We start from the raw sequence: 20,267 nt of genomic DNA on the forward strand, positions 1-20,267 counted from the left end.
AAAATTCTGTTTCATTTCTTACAAATTCGAAAGTATTAGTCATTCAGGATCCTCTGCTTCAGCTCTTCAAACACATAGCGGTCCTCACGCATCTGCGCTTCCCTCGTATTGGCCAGTGTTCGTTTATGCACACTTAACAGCGGTGGCAGCTGAAGACGCTTGAAAGCGTTTTTTGCCCTGGTGGTCAGCAGCCACTCCAAATCCTTTAAAAAGGTATCCGGGTCATCGAGATGATAATATTTCATCCAGCGTGCAATGTCCTGCTTCCAGATACTGCCGTCTGCATAGCTCTCCATAAATGAGCGAAGGCTGAGGTCTGTACCCAGATGCTCGATGAGATAATCATGATAGAACCATTTCATCGGATCAAACTGTGCATCCTTCAATTCCGCACTCGGCGGCATTGTCCAATCCATCCCATGCTCATGCACGCACGGCAGCAGATTCAGCGGCACCACCTCTTTGCCGAAGTGCGCATTCAATGCTTTTGACAAATCAAACAGCTGCACCTTGGTCAAATCACCGATGAGCGACAATGCCCCGATGCTGTCCCCGTAGAGGGTACAATAGCCCAGAGCGGTTTCCACCTTATTCCCATTATTCACAACAACACCGCCAAGAATACCTGCAAAGCCGCTTAACAGATAACCGCGGGAGCGTGCCTGTACATTTTCCATTACCAGCGAAGGCATTGCTTCCACCGCGTAGCCGTATTCCTTATGAAACAGCTCAACACTTGCCTGCACGAGTGTTTCCATGTTTCCCTCCTGATATGCAATGCCCAGAGCCTTCGCCTCCGCAGCAGCATTGGAAATGGTCGTCCTACTGTTGTGGCGTGTTGCTATGTTATAGCCGTAAACACGCTTTGGCCCCAGGGCGGCAACCAGCAGTGCAGCCGTCACACTGCTGTCCAACCCACCGCTCATACCGACGATCCAGGGAATTGCACGATTGAATATCTGCGCATCAAAATCCCGGATTCCCAGAAGCAGCGCATCCAGCAGCTGCGGCTGTGTGGATTCCACTTCCCTTGTTTCCGCAAGGTCTACAATCTGCATTTCCTCATGAAACCAAGCAGCCTGATAAATGGTATTCTTCTGCATGCGGACACCGCTGCCTCCGGCCATGACCACAACATCCTTGCCACTGTTCTGCATTCCGAGGGCATTGGCATAAATGACATTGCCCTTTAAGCTGTATGTCTGATCAAGCTCGTACATTGCGGCATCCAGATTGATATTGATATCTGTTAGCTGAACCTCACGTCCAAAATTCAATGCAAAGACGTGTCCCTTAAATTCAATGGCGCTGTTGATCGGGTTTTCCTCGAAATAGCGCGCATCATCCGTAAAGGGCGTATTCCGCTTAACCCGCATATGTGTCTGCTTGCGATACGCAAAAAATGCCGCATTGAATCTTCTGCGATTGCGATAGCGGATATTTCCCCAGACAATGGCAATATCCTCACTTTCCGCAAGCAGTGCTTCATTGAAGCTGTCCACATAGCGGCACCAGTCATCATCCAGCCACAGATCACCGAGCAGATATCCGCTGACGGCATTCTGCGGAAATACAATCATATCCGCCTGTTCCTCTCTGGCCTTCTGAATCATCTGTTTCATATAGGAAACGTTTTCCTCACATTTTCCCTGTTTGACATGCATGGTCACAACGGCAACCTTCATGATATCCCTCCTCATCTTCAACATGAGTATCATACCATGAATCGTACGAGAATTGAAGAATTCCCTTTTAAAGTTGCGGCATCTCCTATATAATATAGAAACAGGAAAAGTGAGGTTTGTTGTATGGAACAATATATCGTAGAGGGGAATATCTCTGTAAAAGCCGTTTTACTCGCTCAGAAGCGGGACATTATAAAAATCATCGTCGATGAGAAGAAAAAGGATCGCGATACCGCCTTTATTCTTCGTCAGGCAGCACAGCGCAATATCCCGATCGAACAAAACAGCCGTCAAGCTATTGATGAGCTTGCACAGGGAAAAACGCATGGCGGGCTGCTGGCACTTTGCGGCGAGCGCCGCTTTCAGACACTGCAGGCTGTCGCTGAAAAGGATTCAGTTTTTCTGGCACTGATCGAGGGGGTGGAGGATCCCTTTAATTTCGGCTACATACTGCGTACGCTGTATGCGGCAGGCTGCGACGGCGTCATCATTCCACCGCGGAACTGGACAACTGCTGCAGGAGTTGTTACCAAAGCCAGTGCAGGCGCCAGTGAATATCTGAATCTGATTGTCGCAACGGATATGGAGGCTCTGCTTCAGGAAATGAAGCAGGCAGACATACAGCTTATATGTGCACAGCGCAAGGATGCAATCTCCCTGTATGACTATGCCTTTCCTTTAAAGCTGTGTCTGGCAATCGGCGGTGAAATGCGCGGGTTGAGTAAGCATGTGCAAAATCACAGCGACCAGAATCTGTTTATTCCCTATCGTCAGGATTTCCGCAATGCCATGACGGCAGCGGCATCTACGGCAATCTTCGCCTTTGAGCTTGTCCGTCAGAAAACAGCAGACTAACCATCCAAACCATGCAGCTTCGGCTGTATGGTTTTTCTTTTTCATATGCGCCGATACAAAAAAACTGTATCTGCAGGAGAATGTCGCAATGACATTTCAGACCTGCACATACAGTGGTATTTGCGTAGCTGTCCGTAAGCGTGAGGTTCCTGCATGCACTGCCCCGTTACGGCTCCTGCAGCAGTGCAGACAGCTCTTCCAGCTCATCCTGACGCATGCCGATGGATTTCAGATAGGAAAAACAGCCTGCTTCATCCAGCATGGTGAGCAGCGGCTGCAGCATGTCCGGTGTGCTGTCAAGCAATGCGCGCACTGCCGGGATCGCCATTACATCCGCCGGAAGCATCCGGTTTACACCCAATGCATTATAGGTGTCGGACACCTGATAATCCGCAAGGATATCCTCATTGCATACACCGCACAGCTTCAGCAGGAGTGCTGCCAGTATGCCGGTGCGATCCTTGCCTGCCGTACAGTGAAACAAGACTGCATGTCCCGCTTTCCTTGTATTTCGTATATGGCGAAGTGCTGCACATACCGCCTCCGGTACGGCTCTCACCATATCCACATAATCCAGCTTCATACTGTCAAGAAACCTCTTTTGAGCCTGCTCATCCAATGAATCCGCAAGCGGCACCTCCTCCTTCATAAAGGGAAGCGATACCCGCGCAATTCCATAGCGCTCGCTGTCATAGGGTGCCTGTATCTGTTCCGTTTTACTGCGAAGATCCAGAATCAGCTGAATATCAGCTTCCTGCAGCTTTTTCCAGTCCTCCTGTGTCAGGTTATTCAGCATATCACTGCGATAGCAGCACTGCCATGCCGTTATCGTTTCCCCACAGGGATAGCCGCCGAGATCCCGTACATTGCCGGCTCCCTGCAAACGCATACGGCGTGCTGTCCTCATTTCTGACTCCCCGTTTTTTGTTCATAGGGCCAGTGAACGATACCGCCGATGTTATACAGCTCATCATAACCAAGAGCCCGCAGCTTCTTCAATGCCGTCCTGGAACGCTGCCCGCTGCGGCAGTACAGATAATGCGGCTTCCCTTTCGCCACAACAGCAGCTGCCCTGTCTTCCAGCTCACTCAGGGCAAGGTGATCCGCTCCGGGAATATGACCATCCCGATATTCATCCGTTTCCCGCACGTCGATCAGCTGGATGTCTTTCCCTGCATCCAGCTCCTGCTTTACTTCCTCCATTGTTTTATCAAAAGAAAATCCAAACATAGCCGCCTCCTAATCCACGAACAGATAGCCGCAGAATATATATAGCATATTGATGTAAAAGGACCCCATGCCAAGGTATGCAAACCAGCGGTTCACAATGGCAAGATCCAGATAACCCAGCTGCATAAAGAGCAGCAGCAGAACGATAACGATTGCGACCACCTTGCGAAAAACAGCATTGCTTCGCTTTTTACGATTCAGTGAAACACCGAACATAAACAGAGAAGCAACCATGATGATGATCAGCAGCGTATGCACAAAGCCGCCCTTCAGCCAGGTTTCCACCAGCTTGGTAAGAAAGGCTGAAAGTACGATGATCAGCAGCGGTGTTCCCAGTCGTTTGACATCATCCATTTTATACTTCCTCGATGACCACTTTTTTCATAACATCGCCGTTGCGCATATTGCGTACAGCGCCCAGATTGTCTGTCACCTTGCCGAATACGGTATGTACCCCATCCAGATGCGGCTGCGGACAGTGGCAGATAAAGAACTGACAACAGCCGGTATCCTTACCGCGATGTGCCATAGACAGGCTTCCATCCTCATGCTTATGCGGGTTGTTTGCCGTTTCACAGGGTATCGTATAGCCCAGATCCCCGGCACCGGTTCCATATGGGCAGCCGCCCTGCGATACAAAGTTTTTAATGACACGGTGAAAGGTTTTGCCATCGTAATAGCCCTCCTTCACCAGCTTGACGAAATTCTCAACGGTGCGCGGAGCATCCTCCGGATACAGCTCAAAGGGAAGCTCTGCCCCGTTCTCCATTGTTATTGTTCCATGGTATATCATGTTCATTCCTCCTATTTCATTCTATAAATATACTATAATCCGACAAAAAAAACAACCGCCGGGAAGCTGAGGCGGTGAAAAGCATACAAACGGAAGCGTCGGTTCAAACTCCTGCAGTTCCCTGACTTTCAGCCCTCCAAAAGGAAAAGGGTTATGCCAGCAGTACCATATTGGCACTGTTCAGGATGCGTATTCTGCGCTTTCTGAAGATTTCGTTTCCGAATACTCCGTCAAATGCAAAATCATCAAACAGCCTGACCCGCCCTGTCATCGTATCCTTAAGGGTGATTTCAGCCTTATCCAGATAAAGCGTCCATTGCTTGATAATCTTTAAATCCATCCTTTCCAGTCCATGCACGCCAAAACCCATGGCACTGCCTTCATGTACAACCGTGAGCGCATGCTCCTGAATCGCCTGTTCCCCAATCCAGCTGACACGGGAGCCGCTGTCAAAGCCAAACAGCGAAATCTCCTGATCGGCTCGTTTTACCAGAAAGCAGGGAAAGCTTCCCTTCAGCATATTGGGATAGGGGATCCGAAACCTGTTTTTCAAAACGATGAACTGCTTTGCGACATCATCCAGCTCAAAGTCAAGCTGATGCAAAATATCCCAGCCAAGAATTCCGTCAAAGCCGAACAGATCGATGTTACCGAAGCGCAGGGAAAAATCTGAGGAATCCAGTGCAATCATCGCCATGTTTAAAACCTCCAGTCCCCCCAGCTGGACGGAGTCCGCCACCAGCCCCTGCATATCCCGCCGGGTTCCGCCGATACTTCCAATCTGCAGTTTACCTCCTGTTTTTTTCAGCTTCAGCTGTGCAATTTTTTCACTCTTGATGCCGCTGATCTGTGCTCCTGTATCCACAACAAAAACAGCCCGTACATGATTGATATAGACTGGAATTGTAAACAGTCCGAAGATATTGCGGGAAAGCGGAAGGGAAAATTCACGCTGATAATAGCGCAGCTCCCATGCATGTTCCTTCCCCATCACCTGCTCCTGCGCTTTTAATAATGCACTCGGAAACAGACCAAGGGATATCCGTTTCCTCTGTTCCTCATATTCTGACGGCTGCACATGAGCGGCAGGATGACTTTGTACCTTACAGCTATGCATGCCATCACCTCCTGTCTTTTGTGTTCGATTATATCATAAGCATATGTGAGAATTGTGGGTTACTTTCCTTATGGTGCGGATTTTTATCAATTTCTCAAGTTTTTCGATTGCAGCTGCCTGTTCAAGCAATTCCGGTACAGCCTGCTGTACACGCATCCTGGCATAAAATAATGAAAGGTTGGAAAGAATACCCACAGATTACGTTTTCATGTTGAAGAGTTCTTCATGGTATAGTAAAATGGATGCATGGTAAAAACATGGAAAAGGAGTGATTGATATGCAGACAAATAAAGCTTCACTGCCTGTGATGAGTGTTCAGGGAAAGGTGGATCATCCCATCATGAGCGGAAACGGATATCGTGTCGGTTATGACGGATATGGCAGAATCCCGATGGCGACAGGCGGTATTATTTACAACTATAAAATCGGTGATTCCTGCATGGGTATTGCAGGAGATCACATAGAGCCGGGCGTTAGTCTGAAGAATCCTGTAGAAAAAGAAAACAATGCACTGCAGGCCTTTGCCTGTATCGGAAACAAAGCGAAGGTCATCAGCGGCGATGCAAAGGGCAAAGAGGGCTATGTGACCGGGAAGCATGGCGGTATTGATCATGTAATGGTTTATTTCGATGAAGAAACGCTGGAGCTGATGACAACAGAGGATAAGGTGCTGATCAAAGCCTGCGGACAGGGACTTAAACTGATTGATCATGAAGAGATACAGCTGATGAACATCGATCCAGCGCTGTTTGAAGGACTGGGAATCGTGGAGGAGGAGCAGGGAATCAAAATACCGGTTGTGACCTGTGTTCCGGCCTATCTCATGGGAAGCGGTTTGGGAAGTGCGACCACCATGCTGGGAGATTACGACATTATGACGCAGGATGCACAGGCAAATAAGGAATTCGGAATCAATGAGCTGCGCTTTGGTGATCTGGTCATGATTAAGGATCATGATAACCACAACGGTCCGCACTATCGCAGGGGAGCGGTATCTGTCGGTATTGTTGTGCATGCGGATTCCTATACAAGCGGACACGGCCCCGGACTGGCTGTGATTATGAGCAGTCGGTGCGGAAGCATTGAGCCGATTCTGGATCCAAACGCGAATATCGCAAACTATCTGCATATAAAATAACTATACCAGCTGCAGCATATTGGATATGTGCTGCGGCTGTTTTCATATGCCGGTATCATCGATGAACCATCTAAATCAAAAGCGGATTGCAGAAAACCGCCATATAGGATACACATATACGCCTACTGTATACACCTGCCTATTCAGAGAAGATTATGATTTCATACGACGAGTACCCTCATGCCTTATGAAATGTTGGCTATTTTGTATACTGTACACAAAAAAATGCTTCCATACCGTTCTCATGACGGCGGGAAGCATTCTATTAACCTATACAGCTAGTCTCTGTTTCCTACAAAACGCAGAATATACAGAAAGATATTGATGAAATCCAAATACAGCTCAAAAGCAGAATAGATCGAAAGCTTTTTCAGCATTTCTTCATCCCCTTCATAGCTTGCATACAGTGCCTTCATCTTCTGTGCATCATAGGCAGTCAGTCCGGTAAAAATCAACAGACCGATGGCACTCATCAGCATTGTGCTGGTATCAGCCCCCATGAACATCATAATAACCTCAGTGATGATCAAAGCAAGCAAGCTGCCAAAGAGAATCGGTCCAAAGCGGAGCAGATTCATTTTCGTCGTATATCCGATGACAGCCAGACTTCCGAAATACACAGTCGTCATCAAAAACGCCATAGCCAGTGTACCCGGCAGGTATACAAGAGCAAGCGTTGAGAAGGTGATACCGGTCAGCATAGAGTACGCCAGGAATAAAATCTTGGCACTTGTGGCGGACATCTTCATCAGACGTGCCCCCAGAGCGATGACCACACCGAATTGTGCGGCAATCAGAATCAGTGGCGCAAATCGCATCGTATAAATATAATAAATCAAATCTGTGGAGTATACAGCAAAGGCAGTAGCCGTAGTCACCAGAAGACCCAATGTCATCCATCCAAATGTACGTACAGCATGCTTCTGCAGGCTGGTTGCTGCATATTGCGGCTCAAAATAATCTTCATTGCGTTCAAACATAAATATTCCTCCTTTTCCTATAGTATAAGTCATATTGTATCATTTTTACAGTAAAATAGAAAGATTTTGCGGTATTTTATGATTCTTTGTCAAATGCATGCACAATACCATCCGCAATCGCCTTAGCCATTGCCTCCTGATTCTTCTCTGATTTCAGATAGGACAGGTCACCATCATTGGATAAAAAGCCTGCCTCCACTAAAATTGTCGGAATATCGGTATATTCCATCAGAGAAAGCGGGGCGTCCGCCTCATCCTTCAGCCCTCTGCTTTTCATCCCCTTCAGACCCGTGAGCTGTTTATTTACCTGCTTTGCCAGTGCCCTGCTTTTCGCATCACTCTCTCTTACCCAGATTTCCGCACCTCTTGCGGAATCCTGCGCTGTATCCGAAAAATTCATATGAATCGATATAAAATAATCCGCTTTTGATGTGTTGGCAATGCGGGAACGCTCCAGCAAATCCTTTTCATTATCCGACGGCCAGGACACCTTGTCCTGCACTCGTGTATACACAACATCCACATCCTGCTTCTCCAGCAGCTTTCCGATTTTTTTCGTCAGCTGCAGTGTAATGTTTTTTTCCTTTGTGCCATCCGCCGCAACACTGCCGTCATCATAGCCGCCGTGACCGGCATCCAGAACAACCCGTCGCTTTGTGACCTTCTTTTCTTCAGCCTGCTTCTGTGTACGGATAACCAGTGTTTCTGCCTGCTGCTTTTTATCTGCTTTTTCCTGTGCATAGGCATTTCGTATAAAGGGTACGATTACGAAACAGAATACAATGACAGAAAAGAACAAAGCATGTCGCTGTACAAAATTCTTTTGCATGAAATCACCTCATGTTAGTTATATAAATCTTTTTTCAGCTCCTGAATCTCCTCATATGCCGGACTTTCCTTATCCAGCCGTGAGGCATAACGCTCCAGAAGCCTGCGTGTACGTTTTTCATCATCATCCAGATATGCCAGAGCATAATGCAACACCACGTCGGTTACATCACAGTGTGTGGCTAACAGCTTTTGAAACATCTGTTCTCCTTTTTTTGATTTAAGTGCGATATATGCCTTTGCCTGCTCATACTGCATCCCGACACGGAAGAAATCGCTCGTTTTGGAAAATACATGCAGAAACTTATCGACAAATGCGATAAGTACGCGGTACTGTTCCTTGTCCCTGCGTCCCTGCTCCATCAATAGATCCAGCAGAAAGGTAACCACACCAATCATATCCAAGCCATCGTTAACCTGATACATCATAGCTTCCAGGCTGTCAATATGAAATCTTTTCGCAGTTTTAAACAGCAACCGGAACTGTTCCAGCAAATCCGCCGCAACCTGTTCACTGCCCTGTTCCATCAAATCCAGAATCGCATCGGATATAAGACCGTAATGGGTAAAGCCGAAGTCCTCTCTTCTTGCAATCTCCAGCACCGCTTCATCGATGAAGGCTTTGGGGAACGTTGCATGGGTATCGTCAATCTTCTGTGTTTCAAAGATAGCATCCGCGACTGCAAGATCGTTGTAGGTGGCTTCCAGACGCCCCCGAATACCCTCACAGGTAAGCGTACACCCAAGCTCCGTAAGATACGTATTGATTTCTTCACTGCGCATACCTCTGATTTTGTTCACCATGTCCTGCGACGTAACCTTTTGCAGATACAGCTCTTTCATAAGATTCACTCCATTTCTCGTTCCTGCAGCTTCCCGGGGTGGTACCGGGCTTGATTGTCCGATGCTGCTTATCTTTGGAATTTTCAAATCCCGAGTCATAACGATATCATTTTTTTTACAAATTTGCAACCCATGTTCTCTCTGCCATCTTTTGAAAGGCCTTTCTCCGAATGACTGACACAGCTGACAGCTTACCATACCGTGGATGGTGTTCTTTATGAAAAATATTGCTGGTGAAGTGTATGCAGTGCGCAGACAGCTTGCAATTTCCTTGATTGTTCAGGCATCCAAACACCCGGTCTTGACAGCGACTTATACAAAACAGTGATTCACTATGAGTCTGAATGCAAAAACACAGAATCGCTTCCACTGGACTGTGAAATGGTTCTGTGCTTTCTATTATGGTATACCCCATTCAAACAAATGGGGAAAACAGCCGGTATATCCGTTTTTATTTATCCTGCAGACTTTCACACAATGCATACAGACCATCCAGAAACCGTTCATTGTCCTGCTGTGTCCGCTTTTTCGCATGATTTCCGTAATTGCCATGCTTACGCTCCACACTGCCGACATGACGCATTGTGAGAAGGCGATTGATATTTTCCGTTGTATAGGGGACTCCATTGCAGGAGATCGGATATCCTTCCTTACTGAGAACCAGTGCAGCCAGACCGTAATCCTGCGTAACAACAATATCTCCCTTTTTTACATGCGACAGCAACAGAAAATCCGTACTGTCTCTTCCTTTATCCGCCATAAGGATAACGACATGCTCATAGGGAAAGACATGGGAGGTATCACATACCAGTGTTACAGGAAAACCGAAATCCTCTCCTGCCTGCAGGGTTTCCTCAATCACCGGACAGCCGTCCGCATCGATATAAATATCAGACATGCTCGACCAGATGCGGGTCATAGCCGTTGTTTTTCAGAATTGCAAGCACATCTGCGATATGCTTGTTATCATTGGTTTCAATAATAACGCCGACTCTGCACTGATTAAACAGCATGGCATTCTGAATACGGTTATGATTTACAGAAATGATATTGGCTCCGGTTCTGGATATCAGCTCAATCATACGGGACAGATTCCCCGGCTTATCCATAACGTTCATATTGATGACTGCCTTGCGTCCGGTCTTCATCAAGCCGAGGTCGATTATTTTAGACAGCAGATTGACATCGATATTTCCTCCGGAAAGAACTGCAACGCATTTGTGATGCTTTAGATCCACCTTACCGAACATCGCCGCCGCAACACTGGTGGCTCCGGCTCCCTCAGCGACCATCTTCATTTTCTCTAGCAGTGTCAGTATGGCAGCCGCAATTTCCTCCTCACTGACGGTTACCACCTCATCCACGTACTTGCTGCACAGCTTATAGGTCAGCTTTCCCGGAGTTTTTACAGCGATTCCATCCGCGATCGTACTTACATTCTGCAGCTTGATAATCTCCTTCTTTTCCAGCGACTGCTTCATGCTCGGCGCATGCTCGGACTGTACGCCGATAATACGGCAGCTGGGACGCATTGCCTTGATTGCAACGGCGATCCCGCTGATCAGACCGCCCCCGCCAATCGGTACGATTACCGTATCCACATCACTGAGCTTATCCAGAATTTCCAGACCGATCGTTCCCTGTCCGGCAATGACATATTCATCATCAAAGGGCTCCACGAATACTGCGCCTGTGATTTCCTGCAGATTCTTCGCATACTCATAGGCATCATTGAAGGTATCTCCCTGCAGCTCCACCGCAACACCATAGCTTCGCGTTGCTTCAATTTTAGACAGCGGAGCGGTTTTCGGCATAACGATCGTTCCCTTGATTCCCATCTTCATGCAGGAATAAGCGACTCCCTGTGCATGGTTTCCGGCACTTGCGGCTATCACGCCCTTCTCGCGCTCCTTTTGTGTCAGAGAATGCAGCTTATGGTAAGCTCCACGCAGCTTAAAGGCACCGGTTCCCTGCAGATTTTCCGCCTTGATCCACAGATTTTCATGCAGCTTATCCGCATGCACCAGCGGTGTTTTGGAAATAACATCCTTCAATACTTCCTTGGCATCATAAATATTTGAAATATCCATACGATTTCCTCCTGTATCCTTATCTGTATTGTACTATGAATATCACCGTTCGAAAAGAGTGTTTTTCTACAATTTGGATACATTTTATTCACATTGTTTTTATATTGCATACAATCATCTATGTTATGCATACATATTTGTTTCATCGTATATATATCGTAGAATCCTGTATATCGTATCTGTTTCAGTATTCCCCGCCGATGTTCCTTCATACCAATAGCCGCGTCCGTCCGCAGCCATTCTCCTTATGGAAGTATAACCGTAAAAAAACTGCCGTCTCCAGTTGGAGAACAGCAGCTTTACAGACTTAGTCTTTTTCGATGAAGTCCAGCAGCTCCTTGGCCGCAATATTGATACCGTCACGGTTTTCTTTATCAAGTCCCAGGTGGGTGTAAATTTCTCCGACGAAGCAGCCGCTGTCGCGCAGTGCGACAAACATCTGGTCAATCAGAGGCTCACAAACCTCCTGCTGCTGCATCGGTCCAAACGGGTTCGCAAAGTAGGTTGTGGAAATACCGACCTCCTGTGTCGTTCCCTTGGCCATACGTTTTCCCTCCTTGCAGGTTGCCTTCGCATCCTCAAGAGTATCAAAACGATGCAGCCCCAGCTTATCATCATAGTTATTTGCATAGGCAAATAAGTCAATTCTATGATTCATCGCTACGATTTCATATGGTGCAGCCGGTGTGATAACACGGGCATTGTTGCTGGATTCCGGATTCATGAAAATGGAGCGGTCCATATCACGGTACGGGGTTCCCGGATCAAGATCATCCAGACGGATAAAGGCACCGATTTCCGTACCCTGTCCATAAGGAACACCGTCCTCCAGATGAATGGTACCCATATCATCAAAGACAACCTCAATGTCCTTAATGACATCCGCACCAGCAATTTTCAAGGCTTCAATGGATTCGGACTTACCTGCTCCGGAATCCCCCATCAGCATAATACCCTTGCGTTTTCCGCTCTTTAAGGTAATATTGACGAATGCTCCGTGAATCGGCAGCCAGCCCTTCTGCATTTTTCTTACGTTGTGCAGTGTCAGTGTCATTTTCTTCAGATAACCGAAGTATTCAATACGTTCATGATAGCTGACACATCCGATCCATACATCATCCTCGGCATCATAATGGAAGGTTGTCTGTTCCTTGTCATCCTGATTACCGAATAAACAAATCAGATCCGGTTTTTTGCGGCACTCATCCTCATTCGCCAGCTCAAACAGATTTGCCAGAGATACGGCAGAGGAAATAAAGTCACGGTGGAAGTAGATAAAGGCAAGCAGGCTTCCGACCTTGCATGGGTAACAGAACCATTCATCCGGTGTTCCGGTAAATTCCGTAATCGGATTGGTATCCCGTTCTGTAAACATCCCGGTACGCTTGTTTGACTTCGGATGAAGGATCATCGGTGTCCGCAGCATAACGGACTGAATGAATTCGATATCCTTTAATGCATCGTATTTAGGGCTCAGCTTTGGATTATCAATGTTTTTCACTGCAATCGATGCATTGGTACCAGCCTGCAGCTGACGGTATACACGGTTTTTTCTTCCCATGATCTGTTCCTCGATGTTACGGTACAATCCAAGAATCAGACTGGTAAAGCTGGAATCTGCGCCTACAAAGGTCAGATCCTGCAATGCATTCCCCTGTCCGATCGACATTACGGAGAATCGCTGATGCTTTTTCCAGAAGTTGTACATTTCCTCCACGAACTCCAGCAGCTTCGCTTTATCGTTCAGATATGGAGAATCCACCTCTTCCGCTTTGAATACACGCAGCATGCGGAACAGCTTCAGAATTTCAAAGGTTGCCTCTCTGGTTGTTTTGCCGTTCAATGCGTAGAAGTATAAAGCCTCGTTATCAGCTTTTAAGTAATCCAGGTAGTTATGAACATAATTACTGAACGTGGAAGAATTCAGCAGCTGGTCACCGGAATGTGCGTATCCTGCGCTGTAGTTCAGTATTGCAAGTTCTTTTGTTAAATACAATGTCTCTTTCATAATCTGCTCCTTTCAAATTCAAAAATGAAGTTGGAAAATAAAGTTAAATAACCCTATCGGGTTATATTATACAATAAAAAGAAAAAATAAGAAAGTAGTTTTTGTAATATTTTCATTTTATGAAAACTTTTTCAATTCCAATTTCTGTTTCGCAGCTGTGCTCACCTGTCGCACAGCATACTGGTAACGATTACATGATATGCGAGAGCCGGGAAAAGTATACCGCAATTTTGTCACACGATCGTAAAAAGACCGTATTTTTTTGAAATCCTGAAGCACTTCGGTCTTCCATATAATATAGAAAGCGATGATGGGGATTCTCATCATCAAATGATCCAACCGTATTTCACCTGTAGCTGTAAGGTACCTTTCCCATGTACCTTACAGCAGTTATTAAAAGCTTCAGCACTTGCATAGGCAGCCTGCTCTTCGCATGCATCACTTCGCGCTCTAAGCTTTAGAAAAAAGTCCGAATCCCCTTCGAACTTTTTCACAGCATATTCAGACTGCCTGAAAATCTCACGCAGACTTATTTCTGTAATTCCTTCTTGACCATGTCAACAATCTCATGCAGGGAAACATCACTGCTTTCATCAGCTGTTCTGGCACGGAATTCCACATTGCCGTCCTTGATTCCTCTGCCGACGGTGATGCGGTATGGAATACCGATCAGCTCCATATCCTTGAACTTCACGCCCGGACGTTCCTTGCGATCATCCAGCAGAACATCAATGCCTTCTTTTTTCAGTGCCTCATACAGTTCATTTCCAATGCGCATCTGTTCATCATCCTTGCTGGACACAACCACCACAGCGACCTCAAACGGTGCCACGCTTGTTGGCCAGATGATACCGGATGCATCGTTATGCTGTTCCACGATTGCCGCCATGCAGCGCTCCAGACCAAAGCCATAGCATCCCATTTCCACAGGATGCAGCTTATTGTTGACATCCTGATATTCCAGACCGAGTGCCTTTGCATATTTGGTTCCCAGCTTGAAGGTGTTGCCGACCTCAATGCCCTTACAGAACTTCAGCGGTTTTCCGCATTTCGGACAAATATCCCCTTCATGAACCTGCGCGATATCCGCAACGGTTTCCACTGTGAAATCCTTCAGGTTTACATTTTTGATATGATGATCGGTTTTGTTTGCTCCGACGATAAAGTTTTTCATATTTGCCACTTCACGATCCATGATAATCGGACACTCCAGTCCAACCGGACCTGCAAAGCCAACCCTTGCATGAGTAACACGTTCCACCTCATCAAAGGACGCAAGCTCCATTTCATTTGCCTGCAGCAGCTTCAGCACCTTGGTTTCATTCAGCTCCCGATCCCCCTTCAACAGGAAGGCCATCGTTTTCCCATCAACGGAATAAATCAGTGTTTTCACAAAATCATTTACGGATTTCTGGAAGAATGCCGCAACATCCTCAATTGTTTTCGCATCCGGAGTTTCCACGATTTCCATATCCAGCGCCTCTTCATCGGATGGCCTGCCGGTATCGATAACCTCGGTGATTTCCAGATTACTGGAGAAGTCACAGCCCTCACAGGTCACCACGACATCCTCCCCGATTTCGGTGATTGCCTGAAATTCCTCAGACAGAGAACCGCCCATAGCTCCGGTATCCGCCTTGACGATCTTATAGTTCAGATTGCAGCGATCCATGATATTCTTATATGCTTGAAACATCTTCATATAGGATTCCTGCAGACCGGCTTCATCAATATCAAAGGAATACGCGTCCTTCATGATGAATTCACGCACACGGATCAGTCCATAGCGCGGTCTTGTCTCATCACGGAATTTTGTCTGAATCTGATACAGGTTATATGGAAAATCCTTATAGGAGCTTCCCTTCATCATCGCTGCCATGGTAAACAGCTCTTCATGGGTCGGTCCCAGCACATAATTTTTCTGATAGCGGTCCTTTAATGCAAACATATTGGAGCCAAAAGCCTCACGGCGTCCGCTTTTCTCATAAATTTCTTCCGGTATCATGGCAGGCATGAGCAGCTCCTGTGCACCAGCGGCATCCATTTCCTCACGTACGATTTCCTCAATCTTTTTCAGTACACGTTTCCCCATAGGCATAATCATATAAATTCCACTGCTGCTCTTTTTGATCATTCCCGCACGCACCAGCAGATTCCCGCTTGTACTGTCTTCATCCTTCACGTTTTCCCGCAATGTATAAAAATACGACTTACTCAGTTTCATAATCTTCTCTCCTTAGTATCCTTTATAAAGCACTGCGATATCCGACACCTTCGTTATGCCGCAATACCGCATACCCACATATCCACACACCGTTCAGTATATACCGGAGCGATTCCTTGTCACAACCTTGCGAATCATGGCGTCCTTTTCCAGACGCAGGGGTACATGGGTTCTGATTTTCTGCATTGGTGTTTTGGCAACGTCCAAGAGATTTCCATCCATATCATAGAGCTCCTGCAGCTCAAAACGTGTGGCGGATATCGTCGGTCCAAAAACCTCCGCAGCGATATGTCCGCGAAAGTTATTGCGCACCTCCAGCGTTGCCATGCCACTTTCTTCCTCATAATCCAGAACATAGGCGATAAATTCCTGTGTCACACCGGCTCCGTTGACACCGTACAAATGCCCGTGAAAGCTCGGCATACCCTCATAGAAGCCGCACCCGGTGGGTCGGTTTTCCGCCTTTGCCAGTTCATTATAATACCATTCCATCCGTTTGTCACTCAGTCTTCCGCCTTCCGCATAAATTTCATCAATCAGCATGCGGTAGGTTTTGATCAGGGTGGCGATGTAATACGCGCTTTTCATACGTCCTTCGATTTTCAGACTGGCGATACCCGCCGTAATCAAATCCGGAATATATTTGGCAGCCATCAGATCCTTGCTGGACATGGAAAACAGATCCTGTTCATCATGCAGTGCACGATCTCCCTCATACAGACGATATTTCCAACGGCAGCTCTGCGCACACCCACCGCGATTGGCATCACGGCCCGTCATATTGTTGCTGAGTACACAGCGTCCTGAATAGGAGATACACATACCGCCATGGATAAAGACCTCCAAAGGTACCTGCGTATGAGCAGCACTTGCTTTGATTTCCTCCAGCGTAACCTCACGGCCGAGAACGACACGATCCATGCCTTTCTCCTGCCAGTAATTTGCGGCGCTGGAATTGGTGGAGGAATGCTGGGTGCTAACATGAACCTCCAGCTTCGGTGCCCATTTTTTGGCACACATCATGATGCCGGGAGAGGCAGCGATGATCGCCGTTACACCGATTCGCTCCAGCTCCATCAGATATTCCTTTAAGCCGTGTAAATCCTCTTCATGGGGTAGCATGTTCACGGTCACATGCACATGGGCGCCATGCTCCTTCGCAAAAGCAACCCCCTCTGCAATCTCCTTTAATCCGAAATTACTGGCACGGGAGCGCAGGGAAAACTGCTTGCCTCCCAGATATACAGCATCCGCACCGTACAATACCGCAATTTTCAAACGCTCCAGATCACCTGCCGGAGCGAGCAATTCTATCTTCTTCAAGCTCTCACCTACTTTACCTTGCTTGTTTTCGTATAATAGAAGCCATGACTCACATGATCCTCTTTGTATTTCTTTTCATATTCCTGATAGGTCTGACGGCCGTCCCGCACGCCCTTTAACACATCCTGATACAGACGAAGCGCTTCACATACATACTCGATATCATGGAAGATACCGTCAATGCGAAAATGCCGTACACCCGCTTCATACAGCTCCCGTATTTCTTCAAAGGAGACAAGTGTAAATCCGGTAAACACATGGGTTCCAAGCGCATCCTCAACAATCGGCATATGATCATCCCGTGTTTCCTCCATCAGATACAGCTGATGATTGTCCGTTACCGCTTCCTCTTTCCCCAGAAACTCCATATAGGCACTCAGCAGCTTCCGCTTGGAATGCATCATATTCAATCTGCCATGCAGAACGACTTCACATTCCCCCTGTACATCCCGTGCCACTGTGCACATTTCCTGCAGGGTGATTTCCTTGGATATGGTTGCCATGCGGATTCCCTCATCCAGATAATACTGCATATCCATGGCATTGGTAATCAGGGTGTCCGGGTTGTAAATAAGCCGGTCCTTCATATCAAGACGCGCTGCCTCATAAAGAACACCCTCGTCCCCGTAATAGATGCCTTCCACATCCAGCTCCTTCAAAAGCTTCAGAAAGTCACGCAGCCTCTCCAGCTCCTCCTCCACAAAAATGCGGTTGACCAGAACATACATGCTGATTTGACAACGGACACATTCCGCTTTGATATCCGGCAGCTCCTCTATTGGAAAACAGGCAGCTCCTCTCGCCGAGAAAAACGGTACTGCAATCTGTACACTCTGCGCACCTGCCGTCTTTAATTTTTCTATATCACCAAACGCAAATGGTGTTGCGATGAAATCAACCATAACGTCACCTTTCCTTTATGTGTCATGTGCACGAAGGCACCCGCTAACACTGCTTTTTATTATAATATATTCTGTACAGAAAAGGTAGGGAAAACATCTATTTCAAACAAAAAACCGCTTTTCATACCGTTGATGACCATGATGTATCCGCGGTGTACATGGAAGAAAAATGTCCAAGGACATTCCGAAAGACAAAAAGCAAAGATAGATAAATAAAGAAGGATTTTGTATAATAATATGGGTGATATATATTTCCGCTTTTGAAAACAAACATACAGTTATTGCGACGGGATATTGTGACTCTTATTTCCCAGGGTCAAAGTAACATCATAAGGCTCGTTTTGTATGTTTAAAAAAGTAAAGAATAGAAATCATGTATTATCCCAACCCGTACACAAGCACATAAAAAAGCACACTACGCAAAAGATGGTTCTTAATCATCCATACAGAGTGTGCCTTTTATATGCAACAAATAAAAACTCACACAAATTCATGTGTGAGGTATGGTTTAAATGGTGACGCGTACGGGATTCGAACCCGTGAATGCTTGCGTGAAAGGCAAGTGAGTTAACCGTTTCTCCAACGCGCCATACTTCTAACTGCCTGTATAGTATAACAAATAATATTCCCTTACGTCAAGCATTTTCTTCATTTTTTAGAAAAAAATATTCCCATCAGGATTCTCTCAGAAAATCCATGTATAACGTCTCTCATGAGAAACACCCACCAAATTTATAAATGACCTATTATGTTATCATGTTTTGTAAGCTCCATATCGTAACGTAAATCCTGCAATCACTATCTGCATCGGATTTCAGCAAAGCAGCATAAAGAAAGACCGGTAGATCATACGATTCCCGGTCTTAGCTTTCATTTATTTGTTAATGATATCCATGATGTTCTGGTAGTACGTATAACGTCCGTCAACATACTGCAAGGACTCATAGGCAAGTGCCTTCGCCTTGTTGAAGTCGATGTCTTCATACACAGAAGCAAAACGGTAATAAATATAGTCCTTAATCTGGTTGTCACGCAGGATATAGCCATAGCATTCATCACCATGACCGAAATCACCATGCTTGATGTAAAGGTCTGCAACATCCAGCAGGATATTCAACTGATATTTCTCATACAGATCACTGTACTGGGAAAGCACGGCAAATGCAAAGTCCTCATAGAATTTTACATCATCATACTGCCAGCCTGGTAGAATTGCATATGCAAACTGGAAGAAGTGTGCTACAAACGCATCCACATCCGCACCGATCAAATCACTGACGATCGCTGCATCTGTAATGTTTTTGCGCTGCCCGATCATCAGCAGCTTCTCACACACCTTGAACTCCTTCAGGTATTCCGCAGCATTTGCTTCCGCATCTGCTGTCATCTCAGCCTTCAGACATGCCGTGATATCCTTTTTCAGTTCTTTATAATCCATAGCCTTTACATCCATGGTATCCGCTACCTTTTCCAGAACGACAGAAATCAAATCCGTATCAAAGCCGTCCTTATCAAATGTGAAGCCCTTTTCCGAAAGAGCATTTCCATCGATGATGTTTTTCGCAATTTGTTTACTGTCTGCCTCATCAAGCAGGAATCTTGTATAGTCCTCGTATACATGCTGCACACCCATTGCCTGTGCCTTTTGAATTGCTTCATCCAGGGACAGTGCTGCATAAGCCTCCAGCTTTTCCTTATCTACCTTTTTCGGTGCTGCTTTTTTCGCTGCTGCCTTCTTTTCCTCAGTCTTCTTCACAGCCTTTTTCGCTGTCGGCTCTGCTTTTTTCGCTGCTGCTGTTTTCTTTGCAACTTTCTTTACCGGTTTATCCTCTGCCTTTACTGCTTCCTCTTTGCTTTCTTCTTTTTTCGTTGTTTTCTTTGCCGCAGTTTTTTTCGCTGCCGGCTTTTTCTTAGTCTCCGCTTTTGCTTCTGTCGGCTTCTTTTCCTCAGCCTTTTCTGTAGTTTTTGCTGCACTTGTTTCCAGCTTCACAGTTTCCTTTGTTTCGATTTTCTCTGGTGCAGGTGCTGTAGTCAGCTTTTCTGCTTCCTTCGCAGTCGTGATTTTTTCAATCTTTTTCGTTGTTAGTTTTTCCGGTTCCTTCTCTGCTGTTATTTTCTTCGCTTCCGGTTCCGCTGTCAGCTTCAGCTGTTCCTGTGCTGTCTTTGATTCTGTCTTAGCTGCAGCCTTGGCTGTTTTCTTTGTTAATGTTTTCTTTTTTGTAGTTTTAGCCATGTGTTTTTACCCTCCGAC

General features: G+C 46.4%; 18 protein-coding genes and 1 tRNA gene. 2 read left to right on the forward strand and 17 right to left on the reverse strand.

What is annotated here, in order from left to right; translation table 11 throughout:
* Positions 1-35 precede the first annotated feature (35 nt).
* Entirely contained in the window at positions 36-1,685 is a 1,650-nt protein-coding gene (nadE, locus tag KSZ58_RS10570; protein WP_009269447.1) for an NAD(+) synthase, read from the reverse strand.
* 123 nt (positions 1,686-1,808) lie between these two features.
* On the opposite strand from nadE, the gene KSZ58_RS10575 reads away from it, so the two are divergent.
* Positions 1,809-2,540: an RNA methyltransferase gene (locus tag KSZ58_RS10575; protein WP_008819028.1), complete on the forward strand. Its 732-nt coding sequence runs from the start codon at positions 1,809-1,811 to the stop codon at positions 2,538-2,540.
* 166 nt (positions 2,541-2,706) lie between these two features.
* On the opposite strand, the gene KSZ58_RS10580 is transcribed toward KSZ58_RS10575, so the two are convergent.
* The 5 genes from KSZ58_RS10580 to KSZ58_RS10600 form a co-directional block, all read right to left on the reverse strand.
* Positions 2,707-3,447: a tyrosine-protein phosphatase gene (locus tag KSZ58_RS10580; protein ID WP_009269448.1), complete on the reverse strand. Its 741-nt coding sequence runs from the start codon at positions 3,445-3,447 to the stop codon at positions 2,707-2,709.
* Positions 3,444-3,770 carry a rhodanese-like domain-containing protein gene (locus tag KSZ58_RS10585; RefSeq protein WP_002608348.1) on the reverse strand — a complete coding sequence of 109 codons (327 nt, stop codon included), beginning with the start codon at positions 3,768-3,770 and terminating at the stop codon, positions 3,444-3,446. The genes KSZ58_RS10580 and KSZ58_RS10585 overlap by 4 nt, the downstream gene beginning before the upstream one ends.
* 9 nt (positions 3,771-3,779) lie before the next feature.
* Positions 3,780-4,124 (reverse strand): hypothetical protein, encoded by a 345-nt coding sequence (locus KSZ58_RS10590; RefSeq protein WP_002608347.1) that lies wholly within the window; start codon positions 4,122-4,124, stop codon positions 3,780-3,782.
* A gap of 1 nt (position 4,125) precedes the next feature.
* The gene (locus KSZ58_RS10595; protein ID WP_008819030.1) at positions 4,126-4,563 is read right to left on the reverse strand and encodes a peptidylprolyl isomerase; all 438 of its coding nucleotides are present in this window, start codon (positions 4,561-4,563) and stop codon (positions 4,126-4,128) included.
* Between the two features lie 151 nt (positions 4,564-4,714).
* Entirely contained in the window at positions 4,715-5,680 is a 966-nt protein-coding gene (locus KSZ58_RS10600; RefSeq protein ID WP_009269449.1) for a retropepsin-like aspartic protease, read from the reverse strand.
* Positions 5,681-5,957: 277 nt separating this feature from the next.
* Here KSZ58_RS10600 and KSZ58_RS10605 point away from each other — a divergent pair, with 277 nt between their 5' ends.
* Positions 5,958-6,818, forward strand: coding sequence for a DUF4438 domain-containing protein (locus KSZ58_RS10605; protein ID WP_009269450.1), 861 nt, complete (start codon positions 5,958-5,960; stop codon positions 6,816-6,818).
* Between the two features lie 278 nt (positions 6,819-7,096).
* On the opposite strand, the gene KSZ58_RS10610 is transcribed toward KSZ58_RS10605, so the two are convergent.
* From KSZ58_RS10610 to KSZ58_RS10660, 11 genes are all read right to left on the reverse strand, one after another.
* Complete coding sequence (locus KSZ58_RS10610; RefSeq protein ID WP_008819033.1) at positions 7,097-7,798, reverse strand: Bax inhibitor-1/YccA family protein; 702 nt, start codon at positions 7,796-7,798, stop codon at positions 7,097-7,099.
* Positions 7,799-7,874: 76 nt separating this feature from the next.
* On the reverse strand, positions 7,875-8,627 hold the full coding sequence (locus KSZ58_RS10615) for an N-acetylmuramoyl-L-alanine amidase (RefSeq protein ID WP_009269451.1): 753 nt from the start codon (positions 8,625-8,627) through the stop codon (positions 7,875-7,877).
* A 14-nt stretch (positions 8,628-8,641) separates the two neighbouring features.
* Positions 8,642-9,469, reverse strand: a complete 828-nt coding sequence (locus KSZ58_RS10620; protein ID WP_009269452.1) for a hypothetical protein — start codon at positions 9,467-9,469, stop codon at positions 8,642-8,644.
* A gap of 451 nt (positions 9,470-9,920) precedes the next feature.
* Positions 9,921-10,367: a DUF188 domain-containing protein gene (locus KSZ58_RS10625; RefSeq protein ID WP_009269453.1), complete on the reverse strand. Its 447-nt coding sequence runs from the start codon at positions 10,365-10,367 to the stop codon at positions 9,921-9,923.
* Complete coding sequence (gene ilvA, locus KSZ58_RS10630; RefSeq protein ID WP_009269454.1) at positions 10,360-11,559, reverse strand: threonine ammonia-lyase; 1,200 nt, start codon at positions 11,557-11,559, stop codon at positions 10,360-10,362. The genes KSZ58_RS10625 and ilvA overlap by 8 nt, the downstream gene beginning before the upstream one ends.
* 307 nt (positions 11,560-11,866) lie before the next feature.
* Positions 11,867-13,567 carry a hypothetical protein gene (locus KSZ58_RS10635; protein WP_002608338.1) on the reverse strand — a complete coding sequence of 567 codons (1,701 nt, stop codon included), beginning with the start codon at positions 13,565-13,567 and terminating at the stop codon, positions 11,867-11,869.
* 529 nt (positions 13,568-14,096) lie between these two features.
* On the reverse strand, positions 14,097-15,791 hold the full coding sequence (locus tag KSZ58_RS10640) for a proline--tRNA ligase (RefSeq protein WP_008819039.1): 1,695 nt from the start codon (positions 15,789-15,791) through the stop codon (positions 14,097-14,099).
* A gap of 93 nt (positions 15,792-15,884) precedes the next feature.
* Entirely contained in the window at positions 15,885-17,114 is a 1,230-nt protein-coding gene (locus KSZ58_RS10645; RefSeq protein WP_002608336.1) for a U32 family peptidase, read from the reverse strand.
* 8 nt (positions 17,115-17,122) lie between these two features.
* Positions 17,123-18,016 (reverse strand): peptidase U32 family protein, encoded by an 894-nt coding sequence (locus tag KSZ58_RS10650; RefSeq protein ID WP_008819041.1) that lies wholly within the window; start codon positions 18,014-18,016, stop codon positions 17,123-17,125.
* A gap of 513 nt (positions 18,017-18,529) precedes the next feature.
* Positions 18,530-18,605 (reverse strand) — tRNA-Glu (locus KSZ58_RS10655).
* Positions 18,606-18,890: 285 nt separating this feature from the next.
* Positions 18,891-20,249: a hypothetical protein gene (locus KSZ58_RS10660; protein ID WP_009269455.1), complete on the reverse strand. Its 1,359-nt coding sequence runs from the start codon at positions 20,247-20,249 to the stop codon at positions 18,891-18,893.
* Between the last annotated feature and the right edge of the window lie 18 nt (positions 20,250-20,267).

Source organism: Erysipelatoclostridium sp. DFI.2.3, from assembly GCF_019132535.1.
Lineage (GTDB): Bacteria > Bacillota_I > Bacilli_A > Erysipelotrichales > Erysipelotrichaceae > Clostridium_AQ > Clostridium_AQ innocuum.